This window comes from Ignicoccus sp. (genome assembly GCF_056435145.1).
This window is the reverse complement of sequence record NZ_JBWNMZ010000017.1, coordinates 77,256-100,871: the sequence shown is the minus strand read 5'-3', so window position 1 is coordinate 100,871 and position 23,616 is coordinate 77,256. Positions and strand designations below refer to the sequence as shown.

The 23,616-nt window shown below is 52.2% G+C and carries 23 protein-coding genes and 2 tRNA genes; 8 read left to right on the top strand and 17 right to left on the bottom strand.

Annotated features, from left to right (window positions below; translation table 11 throughout):
- Complete coding sequence (locus AC1HCZ_RS06275; RefSeq protein WP_479462680.1) at positions 1–1,041, bottom strand: pyridoxal phosphate-dependent aminotransferase; 1,041 nt, start codon at positions 1,039–1,041, stop codon at positions 1–3.
- Positions 1,042–1,108: 67 nt separating this feature from the next.
- On the opposite strand from AC1HCZ_RS06275, the gene ribC reads away from it, so the two are divergent.
- Positions 1,109–1,570 (top strand): riboflavin synthase, encoded by a 462-nt coding sequence (gene ribC / locus AC1HCZ_RS06270; protein ID WP_479462679.1) that lies wholly within the window; start codon positions 1,109–1,111, stop codon positions 1,568–1,570.
- Here ribC and AC1HCZ_RS06265 read toward each other — a convergent pair.
- Positions 1,478–2,596, bottom strand: a complete 1,119-nt coding sequence (locus AC1HCZ_RS06265; RefSeq protein WP_479462678.1) for an SPOUT family RNA methylase — start codon at positions 2,594–2,596, stop codon at positions 1,478–1,480. The two genes, ribC and AC1HCZ_RS06265, sit on opposite strands and share 93 nt — an antisense overlap.
- A gap of 124 nt (positions 2,597–2,720) precedes the next feature.
- Here AC1HCZ_RS06265 and AC1HCZ_RS06260 point away from each other — a divergent pair, with 124 nt between their 5' ends.
- The 3 genes from AC1HCZ_RS06260 to AC1HCZ_RS06250 are packed head-to-tail and all read left to right on the top strand — an operon-like array spanning position 2,721 to position 6,137.
- Positions 2,721–3,839: an ABC transporter permease gene (locus AC1HCZ_RS06260; protein ID WP_479462677.1), complete on the top strand. Its 1,119-nt coding sequence runs from the start codon at positions 2,721–2,723 to the stop codon at positions 3,837–3,839.
- Between the two features lie 6 nt (positions 3,840–3,845).
- The gene (locus AC1HCZ_RS06255) at positions 3,846–5,168 is read left to right on the top strand and encodes an ABC transporter permease (RefSeq protein WP_479462676.1); all 1,323 of its coding nucleotides are present in this window, start codon (positions 3,846–3,848) and stop codon (positions 5,166–5,168) included.
- Between the two features lie 3 nt (positions 5,169–5,171).
- Positions 5,172–6,137 (top strand): ABC transporter ATP-binding protein, encoded by a 966-nt coding sequence (locus AC1HCZ_RS06250; RefSeq protein WP_479462675.1) that lies wholly within the window; start codon positions 5,172–5,174, stop codon positions 6,135–6,137.
- Positions 6,138–6,281: 144 nt separating this feature from the next.
- Here the strand turns inward: AC1HCZ_RS06250 and AC1HCZ_RS06245 are convergent.
- From AC1HCZ_RS06245 to AC1HCZ_RS06210, 8 genes are all read right to left on the bottom strand, one after another.
- Positions 6,282–6,374, bottom strand: a tRNA-Val gene (locus AC1HCZ_RS06245).
- A 95-nt stretch (positions 6,375–6,469) separates the two neighbouring features.
- Positions 6,470–7,060 (bottom strand): ABC transporter ATP-binding protein, encoded by a 591-nt coding sequence (locus tag AC1HCZ_RS06240; RefSeq protein WP_479462674.1) that lies wholly within the window; start codon positions 7,058–7,060, stop codon positions 6,470–6,472.
- Positions 7,057–7,797 (bottom strand): molybdate ABC transporter permease subunit, encoded by a 741-nt coding sequence (locus AC1HCZ_RS06235; protein WP_479462673.1) that lies wholly within the window; start codon positions 7,795–7,797, stop codon positions 7,057–7,059. The genes AC1HCZ_RS06240 and AC1HCZ_RS06235 overlap by 4 nt, the downstream gene beginning before the upstream one ends.
- A gap of 5 nt (positions 7,798–7,802) precedes the next feature.
- The gene (gene modA, locus AC1HCZ_RS06230; protein ID WP_479462672.1) at positions 7,803–8,582 is read right to left on the bottom strand and encodes a molybdate ABC transporter substrate-binding protein; all 780 of its coding nucleotides are present in this window, start codon (positions 8,580–8,582) and stop codon (positions 7,803–7,805) included.
- Positions 8,583–8,594: 12 nt separating this feature from the next.
- Positions 8,595–9,065: a hypothetical protein gene (locus tag AC1HCZ_RS06225; protein WP_479462671.1), complete on the bottom strand. Its 471-nt coding sequence runs from the start codon at positions 9,063–9,065 to the stop codon at positions 8,595–8,597.
- 135 nt (positions 9,066–9,200) lie between these two features.
- Complete coding sequence (prf1, locus tag AC1HCZ_RS06220) at positions 9,201–10,292, bottom strand: peptide chain release factor aRF-1 (RefSeq protein ID WP_479462670.1); 1,092 nt, start codon at positions 10,290–10,292, stop codon at positions 9,201–9,203.
- Between the two features lie 46 nt (positions 10,293–10,338).
- Positions 10,339–10,905, bottom strand: a complete 567-nt coding sequence (locus tag AC1HCZ_RS06215) for a GMP synthase subunit A (RefSeq protein WP_479462669.1) — start codon at positions 10,903–10,905, stop codon at positions 10,339–10,341.
- A 58-nt stretch (positions 10,906–10,963) separates the two neighbouring features.
- Positions 10,964–11,719 carry a 50S ribosomal protein L2 gene (locus AC1HCZ_RS06210; RefSeq protein WP_479462668.1) on the bottom strand — a complete coding sequence of 252 codons (756 nt, stop codon included), beginning with the start codon at positions 11,717–11,719 and terminating at the stop codon, positions 10,964–10,966.
- A gap of 28 nt (positions 11,720–11,747) precedes the next feature.
- On the opposite strand from AC1HCZ_RS06210, the gene AC1HCZ_RS06205 reads away from it, so the two are divergent.
- Positions 11,748–11,978 (top strand): hypothetical protein, encoded by a 231-nt coding sequence (locus tag AC1HCZ_RS06205; protein WP_479462667.1) that lies wholly within the window; start codon positions 11,748–11,750, stop codon positions 11,976–11,978.
- Between the two features lie 63 nt (positions 11,979–12,041).
- On the opposite strand, the gene AC1HCZ_RS06200 is transcribed toward AC1HCZ_RS06205, so the two are convergent.
- From AC1HCZ_RS06200 to nadC, 4 genes are read right to left on the bottom strand one after another with little or no spacing between them, the layout of a single operon-like run.
- Positions 12,042–14,726, bottom strand: a complete 2,685-nt coding sequence (locus AC1HCZ_RS06200; RefSeq protein ID WP_479462666.1) for a DEAD/DEAH box helicase — start codon at positions 14,724–14,726, stop codon at positions 12,042–12,044.
- A gap of 39 nt (positions 14,727–14,765) precedes the next feature.
- A complete protein-coding gene (locus AC1HCZ_RS06195) occupies positions 14,766–15,140 on the bottom strand; it encodes a class II SORL domain-containing protein (RefSeq protein WP_479462692.1) in 375 nt (124 codons plus the stop codon).
- Positions 15,141–15,198: 58 nt separating this feature from the next.
- On the bottom strand, positions 15,199–15,957 hold the full coding sequence (locus AC1HCZ_RS06190) for an aspartate dehydrogenase (protein ID WP_479462665.1): 759 nt from the start codon (positions 15,955–15,957) through the stop codon (positions 15,199–15,201).
- Positions 15,954–16,826 carry a carboxylating nicotinate-nucleotide diphosphorylase gene (gene nadC, locus AC1HCZ_RS06185; protein WP_479462664.1) on the bottom strand — a complete coding sequence of 291 codons (873 nt, stop codon included), beginning with the start codon at positions 16,824–16,826 and terminating at the stop codon, positions 15,954–15,956. The genes AC1HCZ_RS06190 and nadC overlap by 4 nt, the downstream gene beginning before the upstream one ends.
- An 87-nt stretch (positions 16,827–16,913) precedes the next feature.
- On the opposite strand from nadC, the gene AC1HCZ_RS06180 reads away from it, so the two are divergent.
- Positions 16,914–20,459, top strand: a complete 3,546-nt coding sequence (locus tag AC1HCZ_RS06180) for an MMPL family transporter (RefSeq protein WP_479462663.1) — start codon at positions 16,914–16,916, stop codon at positions 20,457–20,459.
- A gap of 72 nt (positions 20,460–20,531) precedes the next feature.
- Here AC1HCZ_RS06180 and AC1HCZ_RS06175 read toward each other — a convergent pair whose 3' ends face one another.
- The 3 genes from AC1HCZ_RS06175 to AC1HCZ_RS06165 form a co-directional block, all read right to left on the bottom strand.
- Positions 20,532–21,176, bottom strand: a complete 645-nt coding sequence (locus AC1HCZ_RS06175; protein WP_479462662.1) for a GTP cyclohydrolase IIa — start codon at positions 21,174–21,176, stop codon at positions 20,532–20,534.
- A 23-nt stretch (positions 21,177–21,199) separates the two neighbouring features.
- Positions 21,200–21,273 (bottom strand) — tRNA-Pro (locus AC1HCZ_RS06170).
- Positions 21,274–21,309: 36 nt separating this feature from the next.
- Positions 21,310–21,492, bottom strand: coding sequence for a hypothetical protein (locus AC1HCZ_RS06165; protein WP_479462661.1), 183 nt, complete (start codon positions 21,490–21,492; stop codon positions 21,310–21,312).
- Between the two features lie 57 nt (positions 21,493–21,549).
- On the opposite strand from AC1HCZ_RS06165, the gene AC1HCZ_RS06160 reads away from it, so the two are divergent.
- Positions 21,550–22,908: a DUF5591 domain-containing protein gene (locus AC1HCZ_RS06160; RefSeq protein WP_479462660.1), complete on the top strand. Its 1,359-nt coding sequence runs from the start codon at positions 21,550–21,552 to the stop codon at positions 22,906–22,908.
- Entirely contained in the window at positions 22,839–23,609 is a 771-nt protein-coding gene (locus tag AC1HCZ_RS06155; RefSeq protein ID WP_479462659.1) for a hypothetical protein, read from the top strand. The genes AC1HCZ_RS06160 and AC1HCZ_RS06155 overlap by 70 nt, the downstream gene beginning before the upstream one ends.
- Positions 23,610–23,616 lie beyond the last annotated feature (7 nt).

Sequence of the window (23,616 nt, the reverse complement as noted above, 5' to 3'; positions counted from 1 at the left end):
TTACTTTTTTGTCAAGTTCTCTGAGGCTTCGTAGAACAGTTCCATCTCCTCCTTGCTGCCCACGCTCACCCTGAACCACTCTTCGCCGAGAGGCACTCTCCTCACCATTATGCCCATCTTCTCGAATTCGCTGACGACCCCCTTGAATGCCTTCACCAACACGAAATTGGTATAGCTTTCGAAGACCTTCCATCCCAAAGCTTCTAGTTTGTCCTTCATTCTTTTCTTCTCAGAGTTTACGTAGCTTATGTAGTCCTTAGAGTAAGAGGGGTCCTCCAGCGCGGCCAACGCGGCTTCTACAGTGACAGAGGGTATGTCGTAGGGCAGAAGCATCTTCGATAGCTCCTCTACGTTGTCCGGAGTCGATATTAGGAAACCTATCCTGAAGCCGGCTAAGGCAAATGCCTTGCTCAATGTCCTAGTCACGAAAACATTGTCGTACTCGACTACTAAGGGCGTTAAGCTGAAGGGAGCAAACTCCGCGTAGGCCTCGTCCACGAGGACTGAGGGAAAGGCCTTGGTTAACCGGGACAGTTGTTCCGGGTGTAGTAGGAGAGAGCCCGTAGGGTTGTTTGGAGTGTCTATCACTGCTATGTCTGCTTTGACTGAGGTAAAGTCATCCAAGTTAAGCTCGAACTTATTTTCTTCGACGAGCAGGTTGGAGTACAACAACCTCGCGCCAGCCGCCCCCAACAGGGGGGGATAGGCTTGGAAGCTCGGATAGGGGAGCCTCGCAGAGCCCCGGAGGGCACAGCACTCGAAAGCCAGCCTGAGCGCGGTGTCGGAGCCTAGGGTGGGCAACACCCACTCCGGGCCCGGGAGGCCGTAGTACTTAGCGGCCGCTTCCCGGAGCCTCCACAGCCTCTCGGGGTCTGGGTAGAGGTTGCCGGCTTCCGCAGCCCTCAAGGCAGCCTCTATTACTCTGCTTGGGGGAGGGTTCGGGTTCTCGTTTAGGTGAAGCCTAGCCTTGACGACCTTGGGCTTTGGGGGCAAGTGGTAGGTGCGCAACCTCCTTAGCCATTCTCTTTTAAGACATTTCACTGTTTTTCCCGCTCGGAGTGGGGTGGAGGTAAAAATAGGGAACCTCGAGGGGGCTAGGGGGAGGTAGTTGGTCTGTATAGGCGTGGTAGACACCACGTTCTCTAGAATAGACATGGCTAAGTACGCCATTGAGGTACTGAAGAAGAGGGTTCCGGCGTTGAAACTGAAGAGGTATACCGTTCCCGGAATAAAGGACGTGGTCGTAGCCGCGAAGAGGTTGTTGGACGAAGGCTGCGACGGCGTAATAACGTTGGGGTGGGTGGGCCCCAGCATGACGGACAAGTTCTCCTATTTGGCCTACAGCATTGCCCTTCAGATGCTCCAGATGAACTACGGCAAGCATATAATAGACGTAACTGTACACGAAGATGAAACGGACGACCCACGCAAGCTAAAGGAGGTAGCCGTGCAGAGGGCCAAAGAGCACGCAGAGAACCTAGCCCTCTTGATTCTCAAGGGCCCTCAGGCCCTTACCCGCCTCGCCGGAACCGGCCGAAGGCAAGGGTGGCCCGACGTCGGACCTTTGTGAGGCCAAGAAGGCTATAACAGTGACCTCCAAGGCTGCCGCCACGGCTGTTTCCGTCGAGAGGACCGTGCCAGGGGCGACGTCCACCACGAAGTCCGCGAACTTGTATAGACCCATGGGCACTCCCTTCCGGGAGCCTAGGACTAGGTACACCCTTCTGGCCCTCCTCGCCGCCTTTCCCAGCTCCTCCATAACTTCCTCGAAGCTCTTACCCTCGGGTTCGAACACTATAACTAAGTCCTTCTTCCCTCTCGAGGCAACCAAGTGATACATGTCAAACACCTTTACTTGCAACTTACTAGCATTGCCCTCGCTCTTCTCTCTCTGTCTCCTCCTGGACTCGGCCCCTTCCCTAACCCCCTTTAAGAACTCCGCCAGCTGGTCGCCGTCAGCCTCCCCGGTAAGCGCGGCGTAGTAAGTTCCTACGCCGAAGCTCTGTAACACCCTCCCGACCCTCTTGGAGACCTCTCTGACGCCCTCCAAGGGGCCCAAGTAAGGTTCCTGAACTACTACAACCTTCCTTATTATTTCTGACGAGTCGATCTTTCCTTTCTTTTTCTTCATTGCGTAGTACTCGGGAGAAACGACTGCGACGAATGCCTTGTCCCCCACTATTTCTACCATGAGTACCACCTCCGGGTCCGAGAGGTCTACCTTCGCGTTTGTCTTAGACAAGATGAGCGAGCCGAGCTCCGCGTTAACTTGGACGGAGGTAAAGGGGTGTTTGCCCCTTCTTACGGTCCTCACCGCAAACCTCTTACCTTCAAACCTTTTTGCCATCTCTTCGGCGACTCTTCTCAAGTCGTCTAAGTTAGCCTTCACACACCGTTCTGCCTTCATTACTCTAATTACCTCTGGGACCTTCGAGATTATCTGAAACGCCTTCTCGAAGTCCTCACATTCCTCTACTAAGATGAGGCCCTTAAAGCCCATTGGGGCTGGGACCACCCTTTTGCAAGGAACCCTGAGTACGTTAGCTACGTACCTTTCCATTCCGATATCAGTCTTCACCAATATAGCGCACGTCAAAGCGAGGTCCCTTAGGCCGCGCGAAGGGGAGCAACGAAAATAATGAACGCGGCGCGGCAGCGCGGGGCTTACAGTATTGTCAGTTCCGCCAAGAAAGCTCGCGTTGACTATTTTTATCTTAACCATGGCGATTAGTTTCATAGTACCTTATTATTCGTTACCCCTTTGGGGGATCTTATTTATCCTTGGGTTAAAGTACAACAATCAGTTGACCCTAAAGATAGCGAGCCGCTTGCTCGATGCGGTCTTGGTGCTACTGATAGTCCTAATAATTACCGTAGCCATGTTCGGGGGTCTCATAGCGGAAATAAAAAAGCAAATGATAGAGGACGAAGTAAAGAGGTGGGTAATGAGTCAGCCTCAGCTAGTCCAGAAGCTAGGGGAGAACGTCAAAGAATTCATAAAAAAACAAGTGGAGGAGAGGATAAAGGCCGAAGGCCTCGACAGGCCGTGGTACGTCAACTTACCCTACTACCTCTCGACGGTAGTAACTTTGGACATGAGGAGTCACGTACTTCGGTCCAACTCCGGGTCGCAGCAAGTCAAGGACATTATATTGGAAAGGCTCCCCAGAACGGTACTCTTGTTCACCACCGCCACCGTAGTTTCGGCCGTCATAGGTATACTGTTGGGTCTGCTCGCCGCCTACAAGAGGGGCAGCGCGATAGACAAGTTAGTCACCATATCTGCTCTGGTCTCTGCGAGCTTCCCCATGTGGTGGATAGGAATGATAATGATAGAAATATTCTCATACGCCTTGGGGCTGTTCCCCTCCGGAGGCATGACCAGCGTTCCCCCTCCCTCTGACCCCGTCGCTTACGTGGCTGACTTACTCTACCACATGACCCTCCCGCTGCTGACCATAGTCTTGGTCAGCGTAGGCGGGTGGGCTTACGTAACCAGAAGCATATTGGTCGGCGTGACCAAAGAGGACTTCGTCTTGGCAGCTAAGGCCAGAGGACTAGCGGAGAGGACGGTCCTCTTAAGGCACGTCTTGAGGCCTTCTATACCTCCAATCTTGACTATGATAGCGTTAAGCTTAGTAGCTTCCTTAAGCGGAGCGATAATAACTGAGATAGTGTTCAACTGGCCTGGCATGGGCCTGCTCTACTGGGAGGCAATAGAAACTTTGGACGTGCCGGTCATACTCGGCTTAACTTACGTGTTTACGTTGGTTTTCGTAATTGCTATGGTTATATTGGATATAATGTACATTATTCTGGATCCTAGGGTAAGGTGGTGAAGGACCTTGAAAGAGTTCTTGAGGGATCTGTTGTCCCAAAGCTCCGGCCTCTTCGGGATGCTAACTTTCCTCGTCTTGTTGATCCTCTCGATTTATTCTTTAACTGCCTTTAGTAACCACCAAAAGCTCTGGAAGAACATCACTTTCTGGTCGGTCTACCCGTCTGCAGTGCCGCCCAGCTGGTTCGGTCAAATCTTCTACCCAAAAGAGGTAGTTCCTACCTTCGAAATGGTGCCCACCAACGAAACCGTTAAATCCATGTACGGCGGAAGGGTCCTAAACGTCACAGAAGAGTACCGCATGAACTACCGGTACGGGGACGTCCCCAACGACATAAAGCTGATACTAGTAGTTCACTACAAAACGCCACCTGCAGTCATGATTAAGGTGGTGCGCCCCGGCGGGGAGGTGGTGGAGCTCCTACAAGCCAGCGCCCGCGACGTGCCAAACATAATATCGTTCAACAACTTTGACGAAATAAAGAACAACGTCTACCGTTGGGCCTCAGCGTCAGACGTACCAGTGACCAAACTCTTGTTTACGAACAAAGACGGTAAAGTCTTAAACGGTGAGTACAAGATAATTATTAATATAATTGGTTTGGGGAAAATTAACGTAACTAGCAAGTTGATTGTAGACGGTAACGTATACGGACTCATGGGGACTGACGTCTTCGGTCGCGACATATTCATCTTTACCATGGTCGGTCTCCCCTACGGCTTGTTGATTGGAGTATTAACGAGCTTAATTGCAGCCCTTTGGGGAACGGTCTACGGGTTGGTGAGTGCGTACGTCGGCGGGAAGGTAGACAAAATTATGGAAAGGGTCCTGGAGACGTGGTACTCCATACCTCCTCTACCCCTCTTAATACTGTTGGCCATAATTTACAAGCCGAGTCTGATTCTAATAATATTGTTAATAGCAGTGTTTTCTTGGATGGGCGTCGCTAAAGTAGTTAGGTCAATGGTTCTCAGTATTAAGAACGAGGGGTACGTCCTAGCGGCCAAGGCCGCCGGCGCCGGGCCGTTCTGGATAATGTTCAAACATATCTTACCTCAAGTGTTGCCGTACACTGCCGCCCAAGTGGCTCTGGGAGTACCGGGAGCGATCCTCACGGAAGTTTCGTTAGACTTCTTGGGTTTGGGCGACCCCAACGTGCCCACGTGGGGGTGGATGCTCCACGACGCGCAAGTTTACGGGGCCAGCGTCAACGGGTATTGGTGGTGGATACTCCCGCCGGGACTGATGGTGGCGTTGGTCGCGCTGAGCTTCGCCATGATCGGACACGCGATGGATGTTATATTGAATCCCAAGTTGAGGGAGGTGTAAGCCTTGCTAGAAGTTGAGGACCTCAAAGTGTATTACTACACGCGCAAGGGCGTAGTCAAAGCAGTAGACGGCATCAGCTTTGAGTTGAGGAAGGGAGAGAACTTGGGAATAGCCGGGGAGAGCGGATGCGGGAAGAGTACCGCGGGCATGGCTATCATGAGGCTCGTGGAGCGGCCGGGACGAGTGGTGGGAGGGAAAGTCCTCCTGGACGGAGTCGACATCTTGAGCATGGACTACGAGAGCTTCAGGAAGGAAATTAGGTGGAAGAGGATAAGCATGGTCTTCCAAGGAGCCATGAACAGCCTAACCCCGGTCTACACCGTTTACCAACATTTCAAGGAAACCTTAAAGGCCCACGGAGCTTTCGAGAACGAAGACGCGGCCAGGTCCCTAACGGAGAAGCTGCTAAAAATGGTGTCCTTACCCCCGGAGGTGGCTGACCGTTACCCCCACCAGCTCTCGGGCGGCCAAAAGCAGAGGGTGGCGATAGCGCTCTCCTTACTGTTCGACCCAGATTACGTAATTGCAGACGAGCCCACAACCGCGCTGGACGTAGTCGTCCAAGCCCAAATAATAAATTTGATGAAAGGACTGCAAGCCACGAAAGGCCTCAGCATAATATTAATAAGCCATGACTTGGGAGTCTTAAGCGCCCTGAGCGACAAGCTCATGATAATGTACGCTGGAAAGGTGGTCGAGTACGGTAGAGCGGATAAGGTGCTGAGGAACCCGGTCCACCCATACACGAAGCTGCTGTTGGAGTCGACTCCCCGCCTTAGGGGAGGGGAGCTGAAGTGGATCCCGGGGAGCCCGCCGGACTTGGCGAACCCCCCTTCTGGGTGCCGCTTCCACCCTCGTTGCCCGTTGAGGTCAGACGTGTGTAAGAGGGAAGAGCCCAAAGTCGTCGAGGTCGAGCACGACCACTGGGCAGCGTGTCATTATGTAAGGCCCTTTGGAGCGTCAAAGTAACAGGGGCGTATATTAAGTGAGTGGAGGACGACATTACATGAGCTGGGATTCATGATAGTATTGTTAGAGATCAATGCTCCCGAGGGCGAGCCTTGTTTTTGGTTTTCTGATGCGGAGGCGTGTGATTACGTTACGAGACGTGCGTGGTGGGGCCGCGGGGATTTGAACCCCGGACTACCGCCTCTCCCAGCCCAGAGCTCGTAAGGGCGGCGTCCTTCCGGGCTAGACGACGGCCCCGATGCTTCCGGGGGCGGTTCCCTCTACTAATTAAAAAGCTTTTCGGCTCGGCCGGTTGATCCCTCGTCACCTTCTCGGCGACCTAAAGCACCTCCTCATCGCCCTATCTCTATCACGCGCTCGGCCACCTCTTTAGGTTCGGGCATGTGAGTCGCCCATACGACCGTCGCCCCACGAGACTTGGAGTAGTCCGCTATGAAGTTGGTTATTTCCAGCCTGCTCCCCGAGTCCACCCCGGCCAGCGGTTCGTCCAACAACCAGACCTTCTTGCCGCTCAAGAGTACCAGCGCTAAGCTGAGCTTCCTTAACTGCCCCCCGGATAACTCCTTGATCTTTTTATTAAAGATATTCCTAATCCCCAGAATGTCAATGACTTCCTCGTCGAATCGCTTTACCATGCTTAAAGCGTCGATTACCTTCAAGTTGGGTATCAAGAGCCCGAACTGGGGCAAGTAGACCAAGCCCCTCTCTTCCGGGGGGAGGCCCTTTGTCCCGTCTTGGACCACTTTACCGCAGACCTCTATGTAGCCGGAACAGTTGTTTCCGCCAGCCAAACACCTCAACAAGCTGCTCTTCCCGGCCCCGTTTGGACCCACTATTAGCGTTATGCCCTCGGCGCGGAAGCTAAAGTTGCTCATCAAGGTATATTTTCCATATTTTATTGTTATATTTCTTGCAATTATCATTGTTCCCACCTCCTCGATACAGATAGTAGAGCAAAGCCAAGGAAAGAGGTCAAAGTTATCAATGCTATCATCTTTTCCAAGTTACCAGAACTCATATTAAGGTATATAGCTATCGGAAGCGTTTCTGTCTTAAATCTTATTGATCCGGCCAACATCACCGTCGCCCCGAACTCACCCAATGACCTCGTGAAGACCAACGCTGATGCCGATTTCAGCGAATTAGAAATTGAAGGTAATATAACTTTTTTTATTAAACAGAAAGTGTTGCAACCGAGTGTCCTCACCATCAATAGGACGTCCTCGTGTAAGTCCTTCATCGCCGTCCTCAACGGCTTTAAAGCCAAAGGAAAGGTAACTGACGTCTGCGCCACTATTATCCCGGGCACGCTGAACACGACGGGGATCACGCTATCTATTAACTTACCCAAAGGCGTATGAGAGAAGAAAATCAACAACAGCGCTCCCACAGCCACCGGGGGCAGGGCGTTGGGAGCGCTCAAAACTGCCTCCACGAAGCTGCTTCCCCGGAAGCCGCGAGAGAGGGAGTAGGCCGCAGGGACAGCCAAACTTAAGACTAAAGCTGTGGAAATAGAGGACGTCCACAAGCTCAGCCACACAGCAAAGAGGACCTCCCGGTCCAACATCTCCGCTAAGACTTTGGCTGGCGGTACCACGGTAAAGGGCGACAAAATTATTAAAGTTCCCAAGAGGGCGAGGGTAATTGCCAATGCCTTCAATGCCTTCACCTTTGCGGGAAGTAACCGTAATCTAGGAACTTCTGGAGGGCCTCCCTCGAGCTTAAGAAGTTTACAAAGAGTCTCGCCAACTCCGGGTTGTTCGAGCTCTTAAGCACCGCCACGGTTATGCACGGTTTGTAAGGACCGGTGAGGTTAAGCATCACGGCCTTGAGCTTCCCGGGGTACCACGCAGTCGCTACGTTCCACCCCAAGGCCGCGTCGGCCTCTCCCATGATTAACGCAACTACCAGTTTGGAGAAGCTCTCGGTGTACCCGACTACCTTTTTAGATATTTTCTCCCACAAACCTTCCTTCGATAAGGCGTACTTGAAGAACTTGCCGACGGCGCAGCTCTCCGGGTCGCACATGAGCACCCTAACTTTTTCCTTTACTAAGTCGTTAAGTCCCGATATGTTTGAGTTCTTGGGAAGCAATATGGCTGGCTTCATACAAGCTACGTAGGTGACGCTCTCCGGGTATACTATTCCATACTTCACGGCCTCGTCCATGTAAGGCGGAGTGGCGCTCCCGAGCACGTCGCCCCTGCCCGACAAGTAGGCTTGCTGCAGCAGCCTCCCCGACGAGCCGTAAACGACGTTCACCTTCACTTCGTACTCCTTCTCGAACAACGGGATCAGCTCTTGCCACACCTTCTTCCCCGCGGCCGGCAAAAAGACGAGCAAGCTCCTCTCCGAGCTGCCGCCGGCTTCGCGGGTCGCCAAGCGCACCGTGCCGAGGGCGAGGAGCAAGAGGGTGATGATTAAGGCGGGCACTCGCTTCTTCAAACTAGTTCCCGTTTACCCGTCGCCCAATTCTCCCTTATTAACGACGGCATTATAAAGTGATATTAGTTTACCAAACTCTTCCAAGCTCTCGTCTTTCAACACGACCAAACTCCCGTCACCCATCAGTCCTACAGCGTGAGGCTTGGCTAAAACTCCTTCAATTACATCACCTTCAAACTTCAAATAGGCCATGATATCGTTAACGTTACCCTTGAGCTTTATTGCCAATGAGTCCGCTATATCTATCAATTGCGAGGCCGCGAAGTACAAGTTTGTTCCCTTATCGAAGAAAGCGACGTGCTTTGCGGCGCTGGCCTTCAATAACTTACACATAACTTCGTACTTCTTTACGTTCTTCGTGCCCCGCTTTATAAGGGAAGTTACGTTCTGTTTTGAAGTGTTCAACAACCTCGCTATTTCGGTAACTCCGTAGCCCTTATTCCTTAACATCAGTACGAGGAGCTGGCGGAGTGTGGGTTCCAAGTTCCTCCCGAGCAAACGGTAATGGTGAACGCTTTAGGTATGTGAGCGGCTCGTGCGCCCTTGTTCACGTAGACTATTGAAGGGTCTTCGTTGCTCTGGAGAGGTCGCTCGCCCCTTCGAGGCGGGGGTCCGAAGTCACTTAAACCTCTTGATTCCTGCTATACCGAAGGTCTTCTTAAACCACTCGGCTTCGGGAACGCCTTCTATAACGACTACCTCCGTGCCATACCTCTTCGCGAGCTCCGTTATTTCGTCCAAGCGCGGGTGGTCCTCCGATATTAACAAAGTCTTTAGCATGCCCATATTCAGCGCCTCCAAAGTTTCGGCCTCGCCGTATACTGCGTAGCCCGTGTCCCTGGCCAAGTGGCGTTTGAACTCCTCCAAAGCCTTAGTGGCCTCAGCGTACTTCTGACCTTTTATGTCGTCTGCCGCCCTCTGAACGAGTTCGTGAAGCCCGTGCTCGTCCACGTCAGCCACGTCGTAAAGGCCTATGGTGAGTTGTTTTATTCTGTAGTCCAAACCTCCTGCCTCTAAGAAGTCTTGTTTAGAGAAGGCAGGTCCACCTATGAGGACTCCCTTTAGTTTCCCTTGCTCCAAGTAGGGCAACAAGAGCTGAGAAGCCCTCTCCCCTGCGTGTTTGTAAAAGGCTTCCGCCGCTTGTTCGATCAGTCGGTCGAACCTCCTCTGGGACTGACCGCCGCGGTGGTGCTTGCCGGGTATGAAGCCCGTAGCCTCTCCTAAGACCTCTATCCTTGAGCCCTTGAGCGCCCCCACTATCATCCGTCCCCTCTCTACCAATATTAGGCCGTAAACCTCGGGCTCCTCGACCATATCTTTAAGGAACTCGGTGTGGAACTTCTTGTCAGTCCTATAGAAGAACACCGGAACCTTGTCCGGCGGCGAGAAGGTAAAGCATTCCAACTTCTCCGTGTTCGGATTGACGCCACAAAATATCACAAGGCCGTTGGGGGGAACCTTGTCGAACATCTTTAACCTCTCCATAGCTGCGGTCAGGGCGGCCTTAACCGCCTCCCTGGTCTTCTTCAGCTTTACGTTATCTGCAACACTCAGTTCTTTCCTTAAGAGTTCCATGACGTCCCCCACAGGCCTGCCGGGCGGTATGTACAAGCTCAACAAGGTCGTCGCGGGGGCGCTCCACTGCTCCAGCTCCTTCAAGAGCCTCTTGAGCTCAGTCCGACTTATCTCTACGCCCTTGGTTTGAGACACTTTCGCGCCCCGTCCTATCGGGGGTAAAAAACTATTTTTATACGCGTCACCTTTTGCACAGCTCGACGAAGTTTTGGAAGACTAACGGCCCCTTCTCGGTGTGTTGGACCTCGGGGTGGAACTGGACGCCGTAATATGGCCCGTTATAATACTTAAGGGCTTGCACACGGGTGTTCTCGCTGTGAGCTATAACCTTGCTCTCCGGTGGCTCTTGGAGCACCTCTTCGTTGTGGCTTTCCCAAGCTCTGAACGACGGCCCTAAGCCCTTTAGTATTTCGTCCTCGTCGTCCACAAATATAGTGACGTCGCCGTACTCCGGCTTAGGGGAGGGGCCTACCTTGCCGCCGTTCAGGAGGGCCAAGACTTGGTGCCCCAAGCAGATACCTAGGATCGGCTTCTCCCACCGCAAGTAGGCGTCCAAGCCCCTAACTTTGTCGAAGTCTTTAGGCATTGTCAGGGGGCCGCCCCCGAACACCACACAGTCGAACTCGCTCTCTTCGGGCGGGGGAAGGTTATAAGGGTGGAGCGAGGCCTCGTGACCTATCCTCTCTATGCTCCTCTTTATTAGATGATTGTACTGGCCTCCGAAGGCCACAACGAGGACCTTGACCACTCTCTTCCCCGGAGGCCCAAAAACGAGTGGATTAATGAGCGAATTTTCGTGAAGTATTTCACTTGAGGCCGAGCCTCGCTTTGGCTTGTTTGCAGCCCCTTCCGGTACACCGGGCTGCGATGTGGCCGACTTTCTGGCCTGGCGGGGCGTTCCTCGCGACCGTGGTCGGGTGGCCGGGGCTCTGGTGGTTCCCGCCGCCGTGGGGGTGGTTGACTGCGTTCATAGCGACACCCCTCACCACGGGCCATTTCTTGGCTTTGGCCTTCCACTTGTAGTACGCATTTCCGGCCTTCAGCAGCGGTTTCTCGTCTCTCCCCGCCCCGGCAACGATGCCGACGGTGGCCCTCGCCTTAGCGTTAACTTGCTTCACTTTGCCGCTCGGGAGCTGTATTATCGCGGTGTTTCCGCTCTTGCCAACGAGGATCGCGTAAGCCCCTCCGCTCCTCGCGAGCTTCCCCCCATCGCCAGGCCTTATCTCTACGTTGAATATTTGGGTTCCCTCTGGAACCGCGTAAAGGGGTAAGATGTTGCCGTTCGTCGGGGCGGCGTTGGGGCCTATCTGCACCTTTTGACCGGTGTACATACCTTCGGCGGCGGGAATCCAGAAGTCGGCCACGTTGGGGACTACTATGTGGGCCAGCGGGACCCAGCGGCCCGGGTCGTGTCTGAGCTCCACTACGTACCCTTCGTAAGTTTCGTTCAGCTTAAGCACTTCGGGCGAGGGGTACCGGCCGGGCGCCACCCTTAGGTGGCCTCTGTTCCTCCACTGGGGCGTCCCTCTGCCGCGTCTTTGCACCTTCAGCCTCTTCCCCATCCCTAGCTACCCCCTCAAGGGGCCACGGGTGGATATAAAGGGATTCGTGAGGAGCTACCTCGGTCAGAGCTTGGAGGTGTGTTCTCAAATAGCTAAAGCGATGATGGAAATACTAGAAGAGCTTGAAAACGAATTGGAAGACGAGAGGATAGATATCTTAAAAGCTTACTTAGAAATGTTGAGATCGTGTGTTAAGGGTGCTGACATAGCCATCTCATTGATCAAGATAATTGGAAAGGATCGCTTTGGCGTTAACTGAAGGGGGCTCGGCCCGGGATTCGGTCCTCACCCTTCCTCGGGCAAGGATGCGTGTCCTCATCGCCTACCAGTACCTCTTTGTCCTAACGTAAGTCTTCTCAGCATCTATGATGGCGTCTACCAAGTCCTTAAGTCCGGCCCTCACGTCGCTTAAGATCCTTGCCGCCGTCTTGGAGCCTACGCCCCTTCCGGCGAGAGCCATCAATGCGTCCCTCCCGTAGACCGACACTAACATTGCTCTGTTCCTCACCTCTTCGGCCACCTTCTTCAACTTCTTGTCTGGCTCCTTCCCAAATGCTATCATTTCGGCAACTTCTTCGATTTCCTTCTCGTTGAAGCTGGGGACCACGGTGACTGAGCCGCACGCGCACCTCACGTCCACGTCCTTGACCTTCCCTCTCCACTTCCTCCCACAGAGCAGACAAACCATCGTCACTTCTCGGCTCTCCAACCTGAGCCTAACGGCTTCCTTGACGGCCACCCGAGGAGAGGAGGAAACGTCCTTCGTGTACCAAGCTCCCTCCAGCGCCCACTTGGACTGCTCGCTGAACCCCCTCCTCACAACCAACGTGCTTCTCTCTACTATTTCCTTAGCCCCCTCGATATCTATCTTTTCTACGAAGATTTCCCTCAAAGCTTCTCTACCAGGCGGTAGGTCCAAATAAACCTTCCTTAACGCCTTTTCTACCTTCTTGAGCTCGTCTAGGCTAATACTCTTTCTGTTTAACAGACCCATCCTCACCAATACCTTACCTAACCTCCAAGCGTACAGTCTGGAGCGTCTCACAGAGGCCTTCACAAGCGTTTCTAGGTCGTGTTGTTTGAGCGACTTGAAGAGGCGCTCGGCCACCTTTTCGTCCACTTCCTTAGGAAGGAAAAGGATCACGTGGTAGGGCGTAGTATTGAAGGACGCCGATCCGAACTCTTGACGGGCCAGCTCGGAGAGGGCGTAAGCCAAGGCGAGGTTCGCGTTACTACCCCCATGCACGTTATAGACTATTACGCTCCCCTCCGCCTCAACCACCACAACCTTGTCGTTTGCTACGGGCCCTTCAATGCTTTTTAAGAACTTCCTCAATTTTTCTTTGCTCTCCCGGTCCGCTGGATAAAGGTCGATGAGCGCGTCGAAGGCCCTCTTAAGCGCGCCTACCTCTCTCGCCACCTTCCTGTCCACTGGTATCAGTTCGCCCTCCCAGCTCGGAGGAGGGCCTTCGCCTTCGGACTTCTCAACGAAAACGCTTTCGTTGTCCACGCCTATAAGCTTCCAGACCTTCCCCCCTAAGACGAACGTGTCGCCCGGCTCCAGCTCAACTACGAACTCTTCGTCGAGCGTTCCCACTACCTCGTTAGTCCCGTACACTATTACCTTGTATTGCTTGCTCTCAACAATCATTCCCGTAGTCCTATAATAGATCTCCCCTTTCTTCGTAGCGCGACAGAAGCTCCCGTCACACGAGATCAGCTTGTTCCCAACGAGTAGACTTAAGACCTCTTCGAAGTCTGCGTAGTCTAAGTTCCAAAACGGGTAAGCCCTCCTCACGAGGTCGAACACTTGCTCCTTGTGGCGAGGGGCCTCGACGAGTATTCCGACTATTTGGTGTGCCAACACGTCCAATGGGTTCTCGTGAACCTTTACCTCCTCGAGGTTCCCCCTCTCAGCTCTCTTAGCTATCACTAACGCCTCGAAGGCCTCGTACGGCTTCAGCCCAGTCACCACGCTCCCCACGGGGCTCTCGTAAGGCTTGTGCTCGGCCCTCCCCACCCTCTGGACCAAGTTAGTCACCCTGCGCGGGGAGGCGAACTGCACGACGTGTTTGACGGATCCTATATCTATCCCGAGCTCCAAGGAGGAGGTAGCCACAATTACCTTGAGCTCACCCTTGCGGGCGCGGCGCTCCACCCCTTCCCTCTCTTTCTTGGAGAGGGAACCGTGGTGGACCGCGACCTTTTCTCCGATTTCCTCCTTCAGGAGTTTGCCCAACACTTCTGCTGTGTCCCTCGTATTTGTGAATATCAAAACTGTCCCGCTCGTATTCCTTATGACGTCCTTTACCTTAGAAACCATATTATCGAAGGAGTCCTCAACATATACCTTTATTCTCGGCTTCTTTACCGTTTCGTCCGCTATGTCTACTACAAACCTACCCCCTCCTAAGAACTTCTTGGCCAAGTTTACGTTAGATATGGTAGCGCTCACGCCTATTCTCTGCACCCGCGCCTTCTGGGAGAGCCTCTCGAGCGCGACAGCCAGTTCGGCCCCCCTCTTGTCCTCGATGAGTTCGTGTAGCTCGTCAATAATTACGTACTCTACGCTTCCTAAACGTTTAATCATGTCTTTGTTGACTAGGATTATGTTTAAGCTTTCTGGAGTAGTGACGAGGATCTCCGGGGGACGTTCTATTATTTTTCGCCTCCTGCTGTAGGGCGTGTCGCCGTGCCAGACGTCCACGTTCAGCCCGGCCTCCTTGAGGAGTTCTAACGCCCTAACGCCTATGTCTCTGTTCAACGCCCTCAAGGGCGTTACGTAGAGGGCCTTGAGCTCGCCGAACGAGCCCTTCCGTATTATGCGGGCCGCCACAGGTAAGAGGGCGGCCTCGGTCTTGCCGCTCCCGGTGGGCGCCATTATTAGGGCGTGGTAACCTCGAAGGACGATCGGTATGGCCTTTTCTTGAATTGGCGTTGGGGAGAATATTCCCTTCTTCTTCAGAGCTTCCTTGAGCTCCTTAGGCAAGAGGGAAAACGCATTCATTTCCTCCCGGACGCTTTGAGGAAAAGTAAAAAGTTGAAGTTACTCGACCTTTATCTCCTTGCGGGCTTCCCATAGGCCGTGGAGGTTGCAGTAAGATATGGCGTAGAGCACGCCAGACTTCTTCAGCTTCAAGGTGAAGGTTACGTCAGGCTCGGCGTACCCGGGCTCAAAGGCCACCCTTCCCAACATTATCGGGTTGAACGCTCTGCCCTCCTCGTAGAAGTACAACTCTATCCAGCGTATGCTGTGAGCTGCCTCGTTGGGGTGTGGGCCCACGGACACCCTCACTTGGAAGGGTTCGTCGGCCTTGACCTTTTCCGGCGCCTCTATCTTGGGCGTGTGGGTTTCTACCTTGGATATGGCCTCTCCTTCAGCCCTCTCGGGAGCGTATATGAGGTCGCCAAAGCTCTTCATAACTCCCATCCACGAACCCCTTCCTTCAGAGGAAATTAAGTTGGGGCCTTAGGAATTGTTACGTACCTACTCTTATGCGCCGTTTCCCGGTAAGCTCCTTGAGGGTTTCTATGAGAGATAGAGCGGCCAGCAAGCTGGTTTTTGGGTTGTCTTGGCTGGGCACGTTTGTTACCTTTATGTAGAGCTGTCCGACTTTCGACTTGACCTTTATTTCGTGGATATTCTTATCTACCGAGGGATCGGCGACTACGGTAACCGTAGCTTCCTTTCCCGCCGCCAACGATACCGTTGCCACCACATTGACGTTCACGGGAAACCTCTTCACGGCCTCGCTCGCAGGTCCTTCAAAAAGGACCGTCCTACTCTTGACATCTACACCTAACGCCTTCGGGTTTTTAGTAGTCGTCACACTAACTTCCTCTATCCCAGCGTTGCTCATAGCCTTAATCGCGTCTATCCCGGCCACTGCCCCGCTCGGGATTACTATCGAGGTGTCGTGTTCCTCCGCTATCCTCATAAGTTCGTCGTATAGCGCTTTGTCCATCAAGGCGCTCACGCTCAATATCACCATGTCGGCCTTCCTCAAAACTGAGGGAGCGTACTGCTTGACGGCCTCGGGGGAAGCCGCCTCAACTACCAAGTCGCACCCCTCTAAGAACTCGTCAAAGGTCTTGGAGACTTCACACTTCTCCTCTTCGCACAACTTGAGACACTTCTCCGAGCTCTTGTCGAAAAACTTAAGATTTGTATTTAAGAAATCTTTGTTCCTGACTATTATCCTCCCTACGTTCCCGCAGCCTATGACGCACACCTTCATCTTATCTCCGCACCTAAGTCGACGATAGGGGGCGAGAGAGTCAAATACCCCATGCTCACCACGTCGACGCACTCATTGACGTATTGGAGAACGTTCTCCTTGTTTATACCTCCGCTTACTTCCACTATCACCGACGGCTTCGCTTCCTTTAATCTGCACGCAACTCTCTTGGCCTCTTCAGGTTCCATATTGTCTAACATCACTACGTCCACATAAGGCAGAACCTCTAAAGCCTCCTCCTCGCTGGACACCTCGACCTCTATCTTGTGCGCAAACGACGCAGTTGCCCTTGCCGCCTTCACAGCCCCTAAGAGGTCCCCGAACGCATTTATATGAGTATCTTTTATCAGTACCATGTCGCTCAAGCTCATCCTGTGAGTATCTGCTCCCGCCGCCTTGGCAAACAGCTTAGCCCACAACCTCATTCCCGGAACGGTCTTCCGAGTAACTGCCACCCTTACGTTATTGAACCCAGAGGAGTCGAGGAGCTCTCTAACCTTCCTCACTTCTGTTGATATCGAAAGCACGTGGATGAGGAAATTAAGCAATGTTCGTTCAATCAGTAGGAGCTCCTTTGTGAGGCCTCTAATGCTGACGACGACGCCTTGGGTCCACCCAGTGGGTGCAATGAACTCCGGCTCAACTCCAAGCGCGCCCAGCGCGCCCTCAATCAATGAAGGACATACCATGTACACGCGGCTACGGGCGTGAACTTCCATGACTCTTTCGTGGTCGTTGTTAGCCCAGAAGATGGCGTCTGTCGTAACGTCTCCCAACGGCGAATCTTCATGGAGCCACCTCTTGAACTCCTTTGCCAGCCTCCTCGAATACTGAATGCACACTGCAGAACCCCACTTACTTTCCGGCAAGCGAGGTTCAGAAACTCAGCGTCCTATTTGTCGCAAGATATTTAATTGAGAGAGGGGGGCGGAGGGCGAGAAAGTCGGGGAGGGGTTTTGAAAAGGGCGGGGTTAGCGAGCGTAGCTTTGATAGCGTTGTTAGCGATCTCTGCTCGTCTCCCCTCCCCCCAACCTACTCTAATAAACATGACTCCCACCTTGTCGCAGTCCTACGAAGTACAGAAGCTGTTAGCCCCTTCGGGCGGCACTAGTTTCGGAGGCTCCGTAGTACTCCTAGAACTCCACAACTCCACCTACGACGAGTTGCCTCCCGATTTCGGCACCAAAATAAACTCAACGTTAAGGAAAACGTACGGCGTGTATTCAACTTTGGACTATTTTACTCTAAGGAAAAGAATATATAAAGCTTTAAACCAAAGTATGGTAAAATACATAACCGCTAATTTTAAATACATTAAGTATCTCAAGGACTTGGCAGAACAACTGGACGGTATAGGGATATACGTCTACGAAGCGACCTTCGACGCTTGGAAGGTGTATAACGACCTCAAGACGATAAACAAAACCTACTCCGAATACCACAAGTTCTGGGAAGGCGTAGCGTCCGATGTAAACGAGTTCGAAAAGCGGTTCGTCACCGAAGAGGAGAAGTACGTAGCCCAACTGCCGATCACTTTACACATAATAAGTCAACTACTCGATAAAGCAAAATCTATAATAACTGCATTTAAAACTATCAGAACTTACTACGTACAAGCTTACAATGACTTCAAGAAGGGATTATACGAATTATGCGAGGGTAAGGGAAGCGTTAGGGACTTGACCATAAAATTGGGCAAAGGAGAGGGGCTCGAAGCTGCCGTAAGGGGGCTCTTCTCGCAAGCTTTCCTCTATACTGTGAGCAGTTGGAACGCGCCCCTGTGCAACGGCACCCGCCCGAGCACCAAGTTCGTCACTACCGTCCTAGGTTATTTTGTCTCCTTAGCGCCCACCAACTTGCTGGACTACCACGATTACTTCAATATTACTGATAAGGAGATGCAAAGCGTTGTGTTGTTGGCCACTGCCCTATCTCCCAACGCGACCAAAGAAGAGGTCAACAGCGCGTTGACTGAAGTTTTGCGAGGGACCATGTCGCTCGACGTCAACACGGCCCTCTTAATCCTAAACGCCGTGGAGGGGAGTAAAGGGGTCCTAGGCGAACTAGTAGTTAAGTTCATGGGTGTAAAGGACGAGTGTATGAAAAACGCAATAGTTCGTTCGATAGTGGCGAGGACCCCCCTTACCGTGCTAGCAACTGCGTGCGAGAGGAAGGGGATAATCGAAATCTTTAAATCACATAACGTGAGAGCCAGCGAACAAAATGTGGACGACGTAATCGCTCGCCGTGGAATGACCGATGACTTGATCAACTACATGTCTATCATATCCCTCATAAAGAGGTTCGAGAAGCTGTCGATACCGTTGAACTTTACCATGTCCCTCCTCTACGGAAAGGTCGAGCCGGAAAGGGTACTGAAGTGGTACCTCAAGGAGAAAGGAGTCCTATACCCTAGTTGCATCTACTCCGGAGTAGTGGGTGCTAGGAGCTTCGTAGAAGCTGAGAAGAGGGCGGCGCTGTGTGTCTTCAATAATATAGCACGTATGATGTACAGCTACGGTTTTAGCAAATCGGCAATAGACTCGTTGGTATACAGCATAGTAGCGCTGGGGCCTGGTCTCAGTGAGGATCAAATTAGAGAAATTGTGCTCAGGACCATATTGAGCGAGACCACAGCATTGAACGACCCGAGGTTAGAGCTGCTCAAGAGCTTAACTAACATAACGTCCTTGTTAAGGTTAATAGTGTGGAGCAACACGCCGGAGGAGGCGCTAAACAACGTTAGAAAAGTCCTCGATATTATGACGCAAAATTTCATGTCGAAGTACGTCGCGACGGAGCTCCTCGTCGGAAGGGACGGAAGACACTTGCTCTTCGTATTAAACGAGGACATATCTAGACCTATTACTATTGCCGGTTTCAAGACATACGTAATCAGCCCCACTATAATTTCAAACGAAATAAAGAAAGCTACTATGGCGGATATAGATTTCGTAAACAAGGTAGGTGCTTTCTTAGTGCTATTAGCCTTGATCCTAAGCGTCAGAAGCGTAAGGCTCGCTCTCTTACCGGTGTTAATAATATATATAGTATTGCAGTATTATAAGATCATTGTCGTCTTGATTTCCTATCTCGGCATCAAACCTTCTAATATAGACATAGTAATAGCGACAGCGACCATACTGGGAATGGGAATAGATTACTCCCTTTATACCGTAGCCAACTACAAAAGGAAGTTCACCGAATCTATAAAGCCCGTACTCATAGCGGCGTCAATGGCCTCTTTGGGTTTCGTGGCCTTCGGGACGGTCTCGACCTTCACTCTTCCGGGACTGGTCACGCTAGGCATATTCGTCCCCATAGCTATCTTCTTCACAGCTGTAGTAGGACCCCTAATTACGATAATATTTAAAGACGTATTGAAAGTGAAAGAAAACAACGCGAAACAGTCCGTCCCCGTCCTGACCGCGCTCTCCATAGATATGCCTAAGACAACATTCCTAGTTGCTTTAACAATTACATTCTCTTCGATTTACGCCGTTATGAGTACGCAACCCGGCTACGACCTCTACTTGTTCTTGCCACACGACAGTTCTGTAGTAAGAGCCTTTGTAGTCTTACAGAACTACTCCAGCCCCGGGGTCTTGGGGCCTACCATAGTCATGCTCCACATGGGCAACTCGGACCTAAATAAGGTAGCCAGCGAAGTGGAATCCCTTTCGAGATACTTCATCGAAAGCGGAAAATTCAACTACGTATTTACCTATACCCGCCCGTTGGGACGTTTCGTTTCAGAGGATCCCAAGGTGCTCGAGCTCGTGGGAGGCGACCAATACATAAAGGACGGGTGGTGTGTGCTCTACCTGCTCCCCAACTCGCCGCCGGACTCAGGTAAGGCTATAAGTGTGATAAAGGAATTGAGGTCCTTCTTGGCCGTGTGGACGCGAGGCAAGGCGTTCGACAGAGTTTTGGTAGGCGGTCGAAGCGCCACGAACTATGACATAGCAATTGCGGTAAACGAGATAACTTTTAATTATGTCATACCAATAATGACGTTAGTAGCAATAGTGACGTTTGCGAGCCTGCTGAGAAGGATCGAAATGGTAATAGCAGCCTCTATGAATTCCGTAGCCGCGCTAATAGTAGCTCTCGGAGTCTCAGCGCTGCTGATCACCCACCTGTTAAACATGACTCTCTTGTGGGTTATAATACCGTTAATAGTAACTGTAGTCCTCAGCGTGGGGAGCGACTATTCTGTGTTTTACTTCTTCGGGCTAAAGGAGGCTTTGGAGAGGTGTAAGATCCTTGAAGAGGGCGACTGCGCTTCTAAGTTAAACGCGGTAAATTACAGTTCTTCAGTTATGTACAAACTCATATTGGGCTTCGCTACCACTTTCAGCGTAGCGTACTTGGCTTTCCTAACGTCAAACATATGGGCATTAAAGGAAATAGCAATCTCCTTGGGCCTAGTCCCCATGATACTTACTTTCTCACTGTTCACGTTAGTACCGGCCTTCTTTTCGCTAATATGGAAGGAGTAGGGCTCGAAATGTAGCCAATTGCATCACCCGTCAGCTTCCAGCGCGCCTCTCATCGCCCAAGAGCGCTAACAACTATTTCAAGACCAAGACCTTAGCCTTTCGATCGCGTCTTAACCTCCTCAAGGCCCTTGCAGCCATCTCGAGGGCTTTCCTTGGAGTCTTGTCTATCCCTACTCCCACCTTCACGTCGTACATCGATGACACTAACCGCGCCAGCTCTTCGGACACGGAAGGGTCCGAGAACAAGAGCACGTTGTCCCCACCTAAGTAAGTCCCGATAGAGCCGAACCCAAGTCCTATTTTGAGTATAGTGTCCAAGAGATTCACTGACTCTATGAAACCGAGGTACTTGTCTCTCATCCTGAAAAAGTTTATATCGATGTGTATTGCGGCTATATCAGTCGTCGAAGCGCAGGGAGAACGAGAGTTCAACGCTTCTAACGGCGTCCTTCCACAACCCACGGTTGTCGTGATGGGAACTGGACTTACTTTAGATACTTCTTCGAAGATCGGCATTGGGTCATCCACGCCGTTTAGCAAGAAAAACAAGACGTCTTTTCTAGTTGGTATATAGAATGCACCGAGCTCGTTCGCCGCCTTGGTCGCGACCATATCTATTTCTGACTGTTTGATCTGAATCTTCCACTCGCGGTCGTCCCCCAAGCTTTCGGTCCATTCCCTATAACCGTTTAAGACTACGCTGGCCACTCTGTGCATGAATAGTTCCCTTGGACCTTAGGTGGGGCCGCGGGGATTTGAACCCCGGACCACGGGGGCCCAAGCCCCGCATCCTTCCAAGCTAGACGACGGCCCCTCTTCCGCCACTTCCCGCCAGAAAACTCCTATAAGCTTATTCGCGCTCGTTCTCGGAACCAACCACTAGAGCAATGCTCATAAACACGAACAATATTGTGGTCGTTATAGCAACCTTGATAATTTGAGGTATATCCTTTCCAAAAGTCCACAGTATTACAACTATCAGTATCATTGCTATGAGTATGTCGCTCTCATTAAAAGAGCTCTTCAACTTCAAGCGTTGCCCCTAACCTTACTAACCCTAACTTATCCGCTTTCCCCTGGATGCGCTGCAGTGTGCTGGGCGACTGAGGAGAAGGCTGTCGTGGGCGAGCTCGGCAAGTGTTCGTGGGGCGCTTGTGTGTTCTGCGGATGGGGGAAGAGGGTCGGTAGAGACTCTCCAGAGTCCTTCATGGAAAAGGTGAATAAAGCCTTAGCTTCTAACCCGAGGAGACTGAAGGTATACACTTCGGGGAGCCTCTTCGACGACGCCCAGTACCCGCCTTGGTTGAGGCTTTGGTTGGCGGAGAGGGCCGAAACTCCTTGTTTGGAAGAGCTGCAAGTGGAGAGCTTGCCGGACTTCATCACTTACGAGAGGTTGCAACCCTTCCTGGGGCGGAAGTACTCGCTCGTCGTTTCCTTAGGCTTGGAAGTAGCTGACGACGAAGCGTTGAAGAAGTTGGGCAAGTATCCAGCCATGAGCGTGTCCAAATACGTTTCCAAGGCAACATTGCTCAGAGAGGTTGGTGTAAAGGTAAAGACTTATGTCTTAGCAAACCCGCCTGTTGAAAACTGGAGGGATTTGCTTGATACGACAGTAGAGCTGGCTTTGAAGTACTCGGACGAGGTGGTGATTATAAACACATATCCTCACAGTGACAGCCCGCTCTTCAAGATGTGGATAGAGGGTAAGTGGAAGCCTCTCCCTCCGGACGAGTTCTACGAGGTCGTAGAGAGGTGGCTCCACGACCCGCGTGTTCAAGTGGACAGCAGCAACTTCGCGTTTAGGCCCAGGTTCCCAAGGCAGCTGAGGAAGAAGATAGTTGGAGCGTCCAAAGAGGCCCTGCTTCACCCTTATTACGAGGTCTGGCAACAATTCTTGATCCACTTCTACGAACCCCCCAAAAAGAAGAAAGTCTTACTATTCGTTCCGTGTTCGTACAAGAAACCCTATTACAAGAGTAAGACGTGGAGAAGCATAAGGAAAGTGTTGAGAGAGTTGGAGGTGTTGCGGAAAATACACATGGTGGCTGTGAGCTCGCCCGGCGTCGTTCCAGAGGAGTTTGCCGACGAGTATCCGTTTAACGCCTACGACTGGCCCGAGTGGGAAGAGACTGACGAGATAAAGGAGCTCTACGTCAAAGTGACTAAAGAAAGGGTGAGGAAGTACCTAGAAAAGCATGGGAGTCACTACGAGAAGGTGTTGGTTTACTTGAAGCCAGACAGTGAGAGCTTCAAGGCAGTTATGGAGGCTTGCGCGGAGCTAGGGATAGAGTGCGTGCAGTGCCTAAGGCGCTACGACGAGGAGGTCAAGAATTTCAAGCCCCCTGTTGCCCACCCAAAGGCGTTGGAGGACTTGAGAGAGTGCTTGGAAAACTTGAAGAAGTGGTCCGAAGGGCTTCTGAGCTCTCCCACTACCACGCGAGTCCGCTAGAGCTGGCCAAGGAGAGGGTTAACTTCCTCAGTCAGTATTACTCTTTCAAAGATGTGGAGGTGCCCGGCTTCGTCGTCGAGAGGTGGGGGTGTACGGTCAGAGCGTTTGGGAAGAGGGTTCCGTGCTTGCCCGCGGGCTTGGGCTCTTCGGAAAACTTCGTAGTCGCCGACTACGTCGAGTTTGAGAACGCCGGGACCCTGGTATTTGACGGCGCCGTGCTCCCCCGCGTGAGAAGGGTCTTGACCTCGCCGGCGATCGTTGTTCCCACAGACTTCAAGAAACTAGTAATGAAGTCTATGAGGGAGGGTGACTTCGAAGCCGCCTCTTGGGGCGAAGCGGAGGGCGCGGTAGCCTACGTCAAGAGGGGTCGTCCGACGTGTATAATAACCTTCTACGACGCCTTGTGGTACGGCTTCGCGCACTCGGCCACAGCCATAGCTGCCTTAAGCGTGCTCAACACTTCCAACACCTTGATATTGGTGCCCCGATACTCTCGGTGGGAAGATTTGTTAACTATGTGTGACGTTGCCGTCCTAATAGACGGGATAGGCGTTTCTCCTAAGGGCTTGGGCAGCGAGGAGTTATACTTAACAATAGGGGGGCTCACAGAGAGCTTCGGTTCCCCTTTCGACACGCCAGACAAGCTGGACCTCTGGGCGTTGCGCCGTCACCTCAAGCTCTTGAGCTCCCTGGCGAAATAGGTGAGGG

Excerpts from the sequence above, each read along its gene's own strand:
- AC1HCZ_RS06195 (WP_479462692.1), bottom strand. The coding sequence starts at position 15,140 with ATGAAGAGCTTTGGCGACCTCATATACGCTCCCGAGAGGGCTGAAGGA.
- AC1HCZ_RS06210 (WP_479462668.1), bottom strand. The coding sequence starts at position 11,719 with ATGGGGAAGAGGCTGAAGGTGCAAAGACGCGGCAGAGGGACGCCCCAG.
- AC1HCZ_RS06190 (WP_479462665.1), bottom strand. The coding sequence starts at position 15,957 with ATGAAGGTGTGCGTCATAGGCTGCGGGAACGTAGGGAGGATAATAGTC.
- AC1HCZ_RS06200 (WP_479462666.1), bottom strand. The coding sequence starts at position 14,726 with ATGAATGCGTTTTCCCTCTTGCCTAAGGAGCTCAAGGAAGCTCTGAAG.
- AC1HCZ_RS06175 (WP_479462662.1), bottom strand. The coding sequence starts at position 21,176 with ATGCACAGAGTGGCCAGCGTAGTCTTAAACGGTTATAGGGAATGGACC.
- AC1HCZ_RS06260 (WP_479462677.1), top strand. The coding sequence starts at position 2,721 with ATGGCGATTAGTTTCATAGTACCTTATTATTCGTTACCCCTTTGGGGG.
- AC1HCZ_RS06240 (WP_479462674.1), bottom strand. The coding sequence starts at position 7,060 with ATGATAATTGCAAGAAATATAACAATAAAATATGGAAAATATACCTTG.